This is a genomic window from Gluconobacter thailandicus F149-1 = NBRC 100600 (assembly GCF_000964465.1).
GTDB lineage: Bacteria > Pseudomonadota > Alphaproteobacteria > Acetobacterales > Acetobacteraceae > Gluconobacter > Gluconobacter thailandicus.
Genome location: NZ_BANH01000005.1, coordinates 180,851 through 193,553, shown reverse-complemented (window position 1 = coordinate 193,553; position 12,703 = coordinate 180,851). Strand labels below are relative to the sequence as shown.

Here is a 12,703-nt window from a genome sequence, read left to right as displayed (position 1 = left end):
TGGGTTTGAGGGTGCTTGTCATGATTTCGTGTCGGATGTCTGCTTGGGTTCAGTGCTGTTTTCGCCCGGAACCACGTTCTGATTACGGATATTGATGGGTATGACCAAAATGCTTTCCGGTTCCGTACGTCAGGCTCGTGAAACCGATCCCACATTGCTACGTCTCAAGTTAATCGGCCAGATGGAGGCACGGACACTGACGGACGAAAGCGTTCTTCCTGTTGGTGGAAAGACGCGTGCGCTTCTGGCTATTCTCGCCCTTTCGGACAGAAAACCGGTTCTTCGATCCCGGCTTGCCGAATTGCTATGGAGCCGACGGCCTGAAGATATGGCTCGTGCTTCGTTGCGACAGGAAATTCACCGGCTGCTGGATGCTTTGAGTCCTGTGGGCGTCGATCTCATAGATGTGCAACGTCATTCTTTGACGTTGAAGTCGGCTCTGACCTCTGTGGACGCCGAACGTATCCTGACAGCCAGTGTCCGGACTATTGATAGTATTCCAGCTCCTGAAGAAATTCTTCTCGGAGAATTGAGTGGTATTGATCCAGCCCTTGATGAGTGGCTGGATCAGCAGCGAGCCAGACTGTCTCATCATTTACTTACGATTTATGAAGGCTGTCTGCGTGAGTTGACGGACCCCGAGCAGGTTGACGATGTCACGGACCGTCTTCTTAAGGTTGATCCACTCAACGAAGCTGCGTGGCGGGCCAAAATCCAGAATGCTTTACGGCGGGGGGAGCACGCTCGTGCCACGATGCTGGCTGAGCAGGCTACCAGAGTACTGGGGCAGGAAGACGGACTGACGCTCAGTCCTCTTACTCAGGGGGTGCTGGCAAGTGTTCTGAAAGCTCCCGGGCAGGCCCATAGTGCTGCATCTTCGGATGTCATGGTGCCCGAGGTGGTTTCTGCGCAGGCTTCAGTGGGCGATGAGAATTTTTCTGGAGGAGTGGCGGGTCAGCGAACCGATCCCATGCTGGCTCTGCCTCTGCATCTCGCCAGGATGGCTGTTGGCCAGTCACGCAAGATTTCCCTGTTGATCCTTTCGCCCTTCACGACGGATGGACATAAGGAAATCGAACTGAAATGTGCGACCAGTCTCAGCGATCAGTTTGAACTGCTGTTCGTGCATGTCGATACATTCGACATTGTCGCTATGCCTGAAGGCTTCATACCGGACCCTGCGAACCCGATGGCATCCTACCGCAGCCTTGGGGCGGACTACATCATCACAGGCGCGGTGCGTGTTGGGGCTTCAGATCAGGCACTTCGCCTGATTCTGAAAGTTATGGATGTTCGGGCGGGTGGTGTTATCGTCTGGGGCACTCACTATGATCTCCCGGGGACAGACCCGATGTCGGTGGCTTCAGGTTTGATCGGTCCTGCAGCGGCTATGCAGTGGGGGCTTTTGCTGGCAGAAGCGAGACGCACAGCCAACAGGGCGAATAGCGAGCTGTCTGCCCTGGGGAAAGCGGCACGAGTTTTCAAGCTCCTTCTCAAAGGGAGTAACGAGGTCTTTCCAGAGGTTAGTCAGTTGCTGGATATGGCAGGGGCTGAGGACGCGCGGGAGGGGAATGTTGCCCTCATGCAGGTTCTGTATTGCCTGATCCGTTACGAAAATGACTGGAGTAATGAAGGGACAAAGCTTCTGGCGAAGGGTGTTGAGTTTGCTCGACAGCTTGTCAATCTCAAGCCTGATGCATCGGGAGGGGCGGTCCTGCTGGCGACGCTGCTTATGCATGATCGAGGCTCTCTTCCGATGGCCCGGTCCATTGTTCGAATGCTGGCAAAGGCCTTGGGTGGTCTCAAAAGCGGGAATGATCTTCCCGACTACATGCTGTGTCAGCTGTTGCTGCGCCTGTTCGACGAGGATTTGAAGGGGGCGGCAGAACTCGCCGGGCAGTTACGAAACAATCCGTATCATTCACCTCTTTATATCCTGATCAGGCCGTTCTTCATGATGGTCATGATGCTTGGGGGCGAGCGCCGGGATGTCATCGAAATGGGGCGTCTGATGGCAGGGCTTTACCCCAACTACCCGAGTGCGTTGGTCTATTATCTTGTTGCTCTCGTTGAAGAAGACGAAAGCGATGAAGAAATCCAGCATGTGCGTGACCACCTGAACAGGCTGGTCCCGGATCTGACAATTTCAAAGATTCTGAGCCGTTTCCCATATCTTGGGGATGCAAAAAAGACTGAACTTCATCAGGCTTTTCTGGCCGCCGGCCTGACATAAGACATCTATAAACGGGGAGGGCGCTTGGCCTTGCCCGGCGGGCGCGATATGAACACGGAATTGATGTTGCCCGGATGCAGGTTTCGCCAGTCTGTATCCATGCCCGTGACGGCCCTGGCCCGGCCCGCAGGACCACCATGATGTCTCGTACACAGATGACTGCTTCCCGCTCTTTCCACCGCTCCGCAGTCCGCGTTGCCCTCGGCATGCTTGCACTCGGAACCGTCGCTGCCTGTGGCGGTGCGCGTGACCCCAGCAGCCTGACAGCGCCTCGCAATCATCTTCTCGGTGTTGACCGCGGCGCAGAAGGCGGCGCCGACCAGCTTAAGGGCGGCGTGAACGCCTATTTGTGGCGTGGCGCGATTGACACCCTGTCCTTCATGCCTCTGGCTTCGGCAGATGCCGTCGGTGGGGTGATCCTGACGGATTGGTATCAGCCGCCTGCCAGCAAGGATGAGCGTTTTAAGATTGCAGCTTATGTGCTGGATCGTCGTATGCGTTCTGATGCCCTGCGCGTTTCCGTATTCCGTCAGACGTTTCAGGATGGCCAGTGGCAGGATACCCCTGTCTCCGCCACAACGACTTCCGACATCACGACCCGTATCCTGACCCGTGCCCGCCAGCTTCGTGCGGAAAATGGCGAGCGGGGCAACTGAGTTAGACATGAGCGATTCCACGACCCCGGCTTTCGATTTTCACTCAAGAGAGCCGTTCTGGCAGGCCGAGTGGAAGCAGCGGAACGTTTTTGCCGTTCCGGATGTGCCTCCGGCCGACCGTCCGAAGTATTACGTCCTTGAAATGTTTCCGTACCCTTCCGGCCAGTTGCATGTCGGACATGTACGAAACTACACACTTGGAGACGTCGTAGCGCGCTACAAGCGGGCACGTGGCTTCTCCGTACTGCATCCAATGGGATGGGACGCGTTCGGACTTCCAGCAGAAAACGCAGCCCGTGAACGCAGTGTGCATCCCGGCAAGTGGACGATGGAAAACATCGCTACCATGCGCGGAACGTTGCAGCGTCTGGGGTTCTCGCTGGACTGGGATCGTGAGATCGCTACCTGCCTTCCGGAATACTACGGCAAGCAGCAGAAGCTGTTTCTGGACATGCTGGCGGGCGGCCTGGTCGAACGGCGTGATTCGTCGGTCAACTGGGACCCGGTGGACCAGACAGTTCTGGCCAACGAGCAGGTTGTTGAAGGACGTGGCTGGCGTTCAGGGGCACTGATCGAGAAGAAGGTTCTCTCGCAGTGGTTCCTGAAAATCACGAAGTTCGCGGAGCCTTTGCTGGACAGTCTGGGGAAGCTTGATCGCTGGCCTGAGCGCGTGCGGACGATGCAGGAACGCTGGATCGGTCGTTCCGAAGGCGCGCGGGTGCGTTTTGCGCTGCACAATCCGCCTTCCGGGTTCGACATGGATCTGGACGGCATTGAAGTCTTCACGACGCGTCCGGATACGCTGTTTGGTTTGAGCTTCGTTGGCATCGCTGCGGACCATCCGCTGGCTGCCAAGGTGGCGAAAACCAACCCGGCTGCGGCAGAGTTCATCGAGGAGTGTCGCCGCCTCGGAACTTCCGAGGAAGTGATCGAAGCTGCTGAAAAGCGTGGTTTCGATACAGGTCTTCGCGTCAGCAATCCGCTGAACCCGGATCAGTCCGCACCGATCTGGATCGCGAATTTCGTGCTGATGGATTACGGAACAGGCGCGGTGTTCGGTTGCCCCTGTGGCGATCAGCGCGATCTGGATTTCGCCCGCAAGTATGACCTGGCTGTTCCGCAGGTTCTGCTGCCTGCGGGAGAAGATGCCGAGACGTTCACGGTTGGCAAGAAAGCCGTGACCGGAGACGCGAAGCTCTACAACTCTGGCTTCCTTGACGGCCTCGATGTCGCAGTTGCCAAGAAGACGGTCATCGAGCGCCTGGAAGGCATGGGCGTCGGACATGGCGTCGTGAACTGGCGCCTGCGTGACTGGGGCATTTCCCGTCAGCGGTACTGGGGTTGCCCGATCCCGGTTATCCATTGCGACAGCTGTGGTGCGGTGCCGGTTCCGGATGATCAACTGCCGGTCGTCCTTCCGGAAGATGTGACGTTTGATCGTCCGGGCAATCCGCTGGACCATCACCCGACATGGAAGCATGTGGCTTGCCCGAACTGTGGCTCTGCTGCGACCCGCGAGACCGATACGTTCGATACGTTCGTCGATAGTTCCTGGTATTTCGCTCGCTTCACAAGCCCGCATGCCGCGACGCCGACGCTGCCGGGAGCTGCCAATGGCTGGCTGCCGGTCGACCAGTATATCGGCGGTATCGAGCATGCGATCCTGCATCTGCTGTATGCTCGTTTTTTCACGCGCGCGATGCATGAAACAGGCCATCTCGGGATTGATGAACCGTTCGATGGCCTGTTCACGCAGGGCATGGTGACGCACGAAAGCTACAAGGACGGGAGTGGCTGGCTCTATCCGGAAGAGGTCGAGCGTCGTGGCGAGCAGGTTGTTCGTCGGGATAACGGAACACCTGTTCAGGTGGGCCGTTCGGAGAAAATGTCCAAGTCCAAGCGCAACACGGTTTCCCCTGTGGAAATTATTGAGCGGTTTGGCGCGGATACGGCTCGCTGGTTTGTGCTCTCGGACAGTCCTCCAGAGCGCGATATGGAATGGACGGCTTCTGGCGTGGCGGCTGCCGCCCGCTTTGGGCAGCGTCTCCATCGTTTGGTGTCGGCTGTTGCCGCTGCTGATCCCATCGAAAGTGTCCATGGTTCAGCAGGCGACGATCTGCGCCGTGTTACGCACCGGACTATCGCCGCTGTTACGGACGCTCTTGAAGCCTTCACGCCCAATGTTGCCGTTGCTCGACTGCATGAACTAACCTCTGCTCTGGCGGAAGCGCAGAGCAAAAACGGGGAAGGGTTGTCGGCTGCGCGTCGTGAAGCCGCATCCGCGCTTTGCCTGCTCATTGCACCCATGATGCCGCACCTTGCGGAAGATATGATGGCCGTGCTCGAGCCGGGCGGCGAGCTTGTTGTGGACAGGACATGGCCAGAGGCTCAGGATGAGTGGCTGGCGGTTCAGAGCGTCACGATTGGCGTTCAGGTGCTGGGGAAACTGCGTGGAACCATCGAGGTGCCGCCAGATGCTCCGAAGGATCAGGTTCTTGCCGCAGCAAAAGCTGAACCGAACGTGGCTCGTGCCCTTGAAGGCAAGCGTCTCGTGAAGGAAATCCACGTTCCGAACCGGATCGTCAATTTTGTAGTGGCAGGCTGATCGTGAAACGTAGCAGTGCTCTGGCAGTAGCGGGCTTTCTGATGCTGGGGGGGTGTGGCTTCACACCCCTTTATGGAAAGCTTTCCCCTAAAACCGATGTTTCCGCAGAACTGGCTCAGGTTTATGTGGTGAACATTCCGGGGCGCTACGGTCAGGAACTGCGGCTGGCACTTCAGAAAAATCTGGCCGGTGCAGGGCCCGAAAACCCGCAGCGTTATACGCTGCGAGTCAGTTCAGGAGCCAACACCGAAGCGATTGATATTCACCAGGATAATACGTCTGGACGAAACCGTGTAACGGGTAACGCGCATTGGCAGCTCTTTACGGTGGACCAGTCCCCGCAGTTTGTGACGGAGGGGGATATCACGACACTTGATGGATATGGCACGACATTCGAGCAGTACTTCGCCCAGACCCTGAACGATGAGACGGTCAGAGGGCGTGTCGCGCAGACACTGGCGCAGAATTTGACTGAACAGCTGGCGATCTGGTTCAGGTCTCACAACACGCCGTCTAAAACTGAGCAGACAGAACTGCCACGGTATATCAATACCGACAGGATGCCTTCTGATAATGGGCCTGCAACTGACAGAGTCGGGGCAGATGGTTTCCCGGCATCGGCAACCGGACGTCTCTCTCAGGGATCAATATCCAATTAATGAAGGTCGAGACCCGTAATATCGGGCGCGCCCTGGCCGATGCTGGCACGTGGCGTGCGATCCTCCTTTACGGAGAAGATACGGGACTTATTCGCGAACGTGCTGCGCAGTCAGTCCGGCAGGTTGCAGAAACACTGGACGATCCCTTCCGTGTGGCGCAACTTGACCGGGACACTCAGGACCGTCTGGAAGATGAAGCAACGGCGCTCTCTCTGATCGGCGGCCGACGTGTGGTTTGGGTGCGGGATGGGCAGGATTCAGTGGCTCCGCTTCTGGCGCGAGCACTGGAGACGCAGACCGACACGCTCATCGTCATTGAAGCACCGGGCCTTTCCTCACGGTCCAAGCTTCGTGCGCTGGCGGAGAGCCGTAAGGATGTTGCGTCGATTGCCTGCTACCCTGAAGAGGGGCGCGCACTTTCCCAGACTGTCACTGACGCGTTGTCACAGACTGGCGTGTCCATTGATCGCGATGCCTTGACCTGGCTGATGGGGCGGTTGGGTGCCGACCGAAGTGGAGTTCGAGGCGAAATAGAGAAGCTTGTTCTCTATGCGGGCGCTAACGGGCGGCTGGATCTGGACGCGGTTCAGGATTGCGTGGGCGATGCCGGAGGAAGTTCTCTGGAAGACGCCGTGTTTGCAGCCCTGTCCGGAAATCGGAGTGAAGCCGATCAGGCCCTTGAACGCGCTTTGGCGGATGGTGCCAACCCGGTTGCTGTGGCCCGTGCGGTATTGGGTGTTCTGGTACGGTTGCAGAAAGTCGCACTGGGCGTGAAGAGCGGGCAGGGACGTGCGGAAGCCATGAAGTTGCTCAAGCCACCTGTGTTCTTCAAGCGAACTGCCGCATTCAATCAGGCGCTCGATCGTTGGAATAGCGATGCTCTGGCACGGGCCATGCGGGAAACGCAGGCTTTTGAACTGGCATGCAAACAGAGTGGTACGCCAGATATTGCGCTCTGTCGGCGCCATATCGCCTCTCTGTGCGGGATCTGGAAGGGCTAACACGCCTTTCCGGGACTATATCTCGAATTTACTGAAACCCGCCTCCGGGTTGGGGTCTTTCCTCTGCATGTCCGCAAATGAGTGCTGTGTCGGTGTTAGCCGGCAATTAGCACCTTTACAGGGAAGGGTCTGACAATGAGTGAAGAAACCTCCGACGATGCACGTCGCAAGGTTCTGAAAGGTGCGGCTGTCGGTCTGGCTGCCATGGCGTCTGCAGGCCATTCCAAAGCCGAAGCATCGCCTGCGCAGGGTAAGGCTGCTGTTCCATTGATGGATCCCGGAAAGCTTCATACGGCCGGCCCTTTCAGGTCACAACCTCAGCCTTGGCCAGGTCTGGCTTCGCATATGACGCCGCGCCCGGATCACGGGGAGAAAACCTATCGTGGCAGTGGGCGCATGGCGGGGCGTAAGGCTCTGATTACCGGTGGCGACTCAGGTCTTGGGCGGGCAACGGCCATTGCCTTTGCCCGCGAAGGTGCTGACGTTGCTATTTCCTATTTGCCGCAGGAAGAAGAGGATGCCCGGGAAGTCATCCAGCTGATTCAGGCTGAGGGGCGCAAGGCTGTGGCGTTACCCGGTGACATTCGCACCGAGGCCTTTTGCCAGCAGCTTGTAACCGATGCCGTTTCTGGTTTGGGTGGTCTGGACTGTCTCGTAAACTGTGCTGGTCGACAGCATTATCACGAGAGTATTCTTGATCTGACGACCGAAGATTTTGACTGGACTCTGAAAACCAATCTTTATGCCCTCTTCTGGATCATCAAGGCAGCCATTCCACATATGCCGCCGGGGAGTTCGATCGTGAACACGAGTTCTTCCAACGCGTATGAGCCATCTGAAATTCTCGTGGACTACAGTATTACCAAGGCTGGCATTGCAAACCTGACAAAGAGCCTCGCCAAGCAACTTGTCCCGAAAGGGATACGGGTCAACGCGGTTGCACCGGGGCCGTTCTGGACGGCGCTGCAGGTCTGCGGCGGTCAACCGATGTCTGCGGTCGAAAAATTCGGCTCTACAGTTCCGATGAAACGACCGGGGCAGCCCGCAGAAATTGCGCCCATTTATGTTCAGCTTGCCAGCACGGATGGCAGCTACATAACAGGGCAGGTGTTTGGTGTGACAGGCGGCACCGGGGTGCCGGGCTGATAAAAAACCGGCGGAGAAGCCGCCGCCGGTTTGGTTCTGTCTCAGAAGCGGGCTGAGACATCCAGGTAGTAGTAGCCGCCCGCAATACCGAGCTGGTTGGTGCTCATGTAGTACTTGGGAGCGCCCAGATAACGGTTTGCTTTAGGCACCGTGGACGGATAGGCGGCGAAGATATTGTTGCCACCAATCGTCGCGCTCCAATGCGGGTTGATGTTGTAGGTGACAGACGCGTTGGTCGTCCATTTTGGAGCGTTCTGGAACTCGAGGTAATTCGTCGTCGAGAACGCATTGGGGCCTGTGTAGTAGGTCAGGTTCGACGTTGTCTGGCCATACCGGATTTCGTGTACTGCCACTGCCCATGTGTTGTTGGGAGAATGCCAGCGGCCACCGAAGATGATTTTGGAGCGCGGATAAGCGGTCGTCAGGTAGGCGAGTGTTGGGATTGTCAGCAGGTTTGCACCGGTGGTTGTGGTGCCCTGATGACGCAGGCGCGTCCGGTTCAGGTTGATGGCCACGTCCCAGTCCACATGACCGAAGCGGCCAAACTCGCTTGGGTAAGTCGCATTGATATCCAGACCTTGCGTGCGGGTCGTGGCCACGTTGGCGAACCAGTATGTGGAAAGCTGACCGGCTCCCCAGTTCTTGGAGCCTTCTGGAAGAGGGAAGTTGTTCATGGCAAGGGCGCTGTAAGCGTCTGAGCCGTAAATCGTTCCACCTGGCTGGATGCGGTCGCGGAGGTCAATCTGATAGGCGTCTACGGTCACATGTAGCTTGCGAATGGGTTCGACGACGATGCCGCCCTCGACGCTTGTGGCTTGCTCGGGCTTCATCTGGGATGCACCGTTGGCCAACGCGCCCGGAGAGTTGGCTGCAATCAGGCCGCGCGCGGCAGTCGGGGAGACAGCGAGCGCGGAGTAATGCTGCTGGGCCAGTGTCGGGGCATGGAAGCCACTGCTGAACGTTCCACGGACGGCAAAGCGTGGGCTGAAGTCGTAGCGTGTGGCGATCTTCCCCGTCTTGGCATTGCCGACATCCGTATAATGCTCGATGCGTCCGGCCAGATCGACCTGCCAGTTCTTCATCAGATGCGTTGCAATGTCGATGTACCCGGATGCAACATCACGAGACCAGTTGCCTGCGTTGTATTGGGTAGTTCCGGGAATACCGTCAGCGCCGCTGCCGGCCGTGCTGTCTGCTGAGCCTGTCCCCATGGAATAGGACTCATAACGGTAGGCTGCACCGCCAGCCACGTTGATGCTGTGTGGCCAGAACGAGAAGTTGAACTTCCGGGAAAGATCGAAACTGCTCGTCCACTGGGAGTTGTTATACCCCTGTGCATTGTAGAAGTTCGTCGGCGTGCGACCTGAGGCCGTATAGACGGCGCTGTTGATCGTGCTGAGGGCGTCAAACCGGTCAAAATCGCGGCCATAAACTGTGGACAGGTCCCAGTGCCAGCCTGCAAGCATGCCTTTGAAACCAGCCGTCAGCTCGTAATCGTTTTCTTCCAGCCCCAGGATCGGTGAATAGCCGTAAGGGTATTTTGCGGCGTATCCTGGATAACTCCTCAAGGTCGAGGGCAGGCGATAATTCTGATAAGACTCTGCGTGGCGATGGGCGTAGGTCGCGCTTGCGTAGGCCTGGACATTCTCAGTGATGTCGTAACCGGCGGTGACCGCTACGCTTTCACGGGTCTGTTCAGGCTGGCTCAGGACCTGATTGGTATACTGGTTCGTGCGGTTATCTTTCCCGGACCGGAACGCATGGTCCTGATGCACGAAATCGCCGCCGATATGGACATAACCGCGGTTATGAAGATTGAAACCGCCATCCAGATAGACGCCCTGCTGGAAGCCATCCCCTTCGCTGGTAATACCCGTATTGGAGCGCATGTTCAGGCCGTGGTCCTGCTTTTTGGTGATGATGTTCACCACGCCGGCAATCGCGTCAGAACCATACTGGGCAGAGGCGCCATCGCGCAGGACTTCGATATGGTCGATCATGGACATGGGGAGCATGTCGATATCAACTGGCGTTGCACCCTGTGACGGGCCAGGATCGGCATAGATGTTGGCTGTCGTGTGGCGGCGTTTGCCATCAACAAGCACAAGGGTCTCGTTTGGGTTCAGGCCTCGCAGGGCGATCGTATCCGTGAGTGCGCCTGCGTCGAAGCCAGCAGTTGGGACTGTCAAAGAGGGCAGCAGCAGGGAGAGGGCGTCACGGAGGGTTGGCTGACCGGTGGATGCGATCTGCCGGTTGGAGACGACGTCGATCGGGGAAATCGAGTCGCGGGCCTTTTTTCCAAATTCCCGGGTGCCTGTGACGATCACGGATTCATTGCCGCCGGAAACATCCTTTGCAGGTGCTGGCGCAACTGACGTGCGGCTCTTTGCTTTCTTATGGGTGGTTTCGGCTTTTGCAGTAGGAGCTGCACAAAATCCTGTAACCGGCATGATGAGGGAGGAGCCAAGAAGAGTGGTACCCAGAAGCACGATATGCCGGGAGGAAAAGCGTACAGACACGATTTCACGATCTCACGAGAGTGTTTGATAATTTGACAATTTGTTATCGTGTATCGATTTGGTCAACGGAATTTCTTCCGTTTCAATAACATTTGCGTATTTTTTGCCTCAGTGTGGCGCCGTTCCCTCACTTGGCACGTTATGACACAGAATTGTCGTAACGAAAAATGGGAGTCTGATCTGTGAAGCGTCGCCATTTCCTGCAAACGGCCTCAATCGCACCGGTCTCTTTGGCCGCCGTCCCGCTGGGCGCATCCCCGGCTTTCGCTGATGCGAACGAGGACCGGGGAACAGCCCCTCATGGTGTTTTCGATGTTGTGGCGAGCTTCGATGGCCCCGGTCCGTCGGGTATTGTAGTGTTGCCTGATGGACGCGTTTTTGTCGGCTTTCCCCGGCATGCCGTTAATCATAAAGGAGCAACGCTCGGGGAATTGCTGAAGGGAAAGGTGGAACCTTACCCTTCACGAGAAGAGAGCCTTCCTGGTCATCGCTCTGATGCGGAGTGTCTGGTGTCTATTCACGGAATGACCCTGGACCGTAACGGACGTATCTGGGTCATTGATGATGGAAAGCGGGCTGGGCATCCGATTGAGCCGGGGGCCGCAAAGATCGTCTGTATTGATCCGAAAACCAATACCATTGTGCACAGGATCCTTCTCAAGGCACCGGTTCTGCTTCCGAACAGCCATATGAACGACCTGCGTGTGTCGTTGTCGCATGGGGCTGCGGGAACGGTTTTCGTGACGGATTCGTCGTTCGGAACTGAACCGGCTCTGGTTGTTGTGGACGTTGCGACCGGTCAGGGGCGTCGGGTTTTAAGTCAGAGCAGGGCCATTCTTCCGGAGACGGGTTTTCTGGCGATTATCGAAGGTGAACCCCGGCAGTATCTGCCCAAAAAGCCACAGCTGGTTTCCGGTGGAGTGGATGGCATCGCCATTACGAAGGATGAGCAACGCCTTTACTTCGCACCCCTGACCAGCCGGAGACTTTACAGTTTGCCAGTTGGTCTTCTGGCAGATCCCACATCAGATGACACCAAGCTTGAGGCGGCCATTCGGGATGAGGGGGAAAAGGGGGTAGCGGATGGTCTGGATTTTGACAGTCATGATCGCCTCTACACGACCAATTATGAGCACGACTGCATTCTTCGGCGGGATATTGACGGATCATTCAAGCTAATGCTCCGTGATCCGCGCATACTTTCCCCGGATGGGATTTTCGCATCCGAGACGCATGTCTATTGCACGTTCGGACAGTGGAACCGGCTGGCGTCTTTTAATGACGGAAAAGACAGACGGGAGCCGCCTTATCTTCTGGCCCGGTTTCCGATTGAGGAGCCAAAGCCTGCTAATGCTTTGCCTGAGGCTGCTCCGACGAAACCCGGAACGCCAGGAGACTGAATAAAAAACCCCGGCCAATTTCCTGGTCGGGGTTTTTGTGTTTGTTCAGGCTGTCTGCTCTGGAGGAACCTGTGTGCCTGTCGTGTGCTGATCTACCGCAGCCGGAAGAAGCTGAGCCAGTGCGGGCAGAATGGTGGCCGCTGGCAGGCCCGTCTTGGAAACGAGCATCTGGACCTGCTGGTCGGTCAGAAGATTGCGGAGTTCGTCTGTTGTGATGGGCAGGTTCTCACCATTGCCAATCCATGAATGGATCTTGTCTTCCAGGCCGGCGCTTTTGGCCTGATTGATGAGCATGTTCAGGCCTTCGCCCTTGAGCATGTCACCAAAGCTGCCACCAAGCTTGTCCCCCAGCTGGCCACCAAGAGCACCCATGGCCTGATTGACGATGTTTCCGAAGAAGCCGCTCATAATGTGTCTTCCGTCCTTTGATGCGGCCACACGGCCGCTATAGAATATGGGTCGGGCGTGCCGTTCTGTCAGAAGA

At 57.1% G+C, this 12,703-nt stretch carries 9 protein-coding genes; 7 read left to right on the top strand and 2 right to left on the bottom strand.

What is annotated here, in order from left to right; all coding sequences use genetic code 11:
* The first annotated feature begins 100 nt into the window (after nucleotides 1-100).
* From B7444_RS02115 to B7444_RS02090, 6 genes are all read left to right on the top strand, one after another.
* Nucleotides 101-2,233, top strand: a complete 2,133-nt coding sequence (locus tag B7444_RS02115) for a hypothetical protein (RefSeq protein WP_224777759.1) — start codon at nucleotides 101-103, stop codon at nucleotides 2,231-2,233.
* A 74-nt stretch (nucleotides 2,234-2,307) separates the two neighbouring features.
* Nucleotides 2,308-2,889 carry a DUF3576 domain-containing protein gene (locus tag B7444_RS02110; protein WP_007282688.1) on the top strand — a complete coding sequence of 194 codons (582 nt, stop codon included), beginning with the start codon at nucleotides 2,308-2,310 and terminating at the stop codon, nucleotides 2,887-2,889.
* 7 nt (nucleotides 2,890-2,896) lie between these two features.
* Nucleotides 2,897-5,494: a leucine--tRNA ligase gene (gene leuS / locus B7444_RS02105; protein WP_007282689.1), complete on the top strand. Its 2,598-nt coding sequence runs from the start codon at nucleotides 2,897-2,899 to the stop codon at nucleotides 5,492-5,494.
* Between the two features lie 2 nt (nucleotides 5,495-5,496).
* Nucleotides 5,497-6,153 carry an LPS assembly lipoprotein LptE gene (locus B7444_RS02100; protein WP_007282690.1) on the top strand — a complete coding sequence of 219 codons (657 nt, stop codon included), beginning with the start codon at nucleotides 5,497-5,499 and terminating at the stop codon, nucleotides 6,151-6,153.
* Nucleotides 6,153-7,154, top strand: a complete 1,002-nt coding sequence (gene holA, locus B7444_RS02095; RefSeq protein ID WP_007282691.1) for a DNA polymerase III subunit delta — start codon at nucleotides 6,153-6,155, stop codon at nucleotides 7,152-7,154. The genes B7444_RS02100 and holA overlap by 1 nt, the downstream gene beginning before the upstream one ends.
* A 135-nt stretch (nucleotides 7,155-7,289) precedes the next feature.
* Nucleotides 7,290-8,300, top strand: coding sequence for an SDR family oxidoreductase (locus B7444_RS02090; RefSeq protein ID WP_007282692.1), 1,011 nt, complete (start codon nucleotides 7,290-7,292; stop codon nucleotides 8,298-8,300).
* 41 nt (nucleotides 8,301-8,341) lie between these two features.
* On the opposite strand, the gene B7444_RS02085 is transcribed toward B7444_RS02090, so the two are convergent.
* Nucleotides 8,342-10,750, bottom strand: coding sequence for a TonB-dependent receptor plug domain-containing protein (locus tag B7444_RS02085; RefSeq protein WP_231502772.1), 2,409 nt, complete (start codon nucleotides 10,748-10,750; stop codon nucleotides 8,342-8,344).
* Nucleotides 10,751-11,001: 251 nt separating this feature from the next.
* Between B7444_RS02085 and B7444_RS02080 the strand changes: the two genes are divergently transcribed.
* The gene (locus B7444_RS02080) at nucleotides 11,002-12,219 is read left to right on the top strand and encodes an SMP-30/gluconolactonase/LRE family protein (RefSeq protein WP_007282694.1); all 1,218 of its coding nucleotides are present in this window, start codon (nucleotides 11,002-11,004) and stop codon (nucleotides 12,217-12,219) included.
* Nucleotides 12,220-12,264: 45 nt separating this feature from the next.
* On the opposite strand, the gene B7444_RS02075 is transcribed toward B7444_RS02080, so the two are convergent.
* On the bottom strand, nucleotides 12,265-12,627 hold the full coding sequence (locus tag B7444_RS02075) for a YidB family protein (protein WP_007282695.1): 363 nt from the start codon (nucleotides 12,625-12,627) through the stop codon (nucleotides 12,265-12,267).
* Nucleotides 12,628-12,703: the final 76 nt, after the last annotated feature.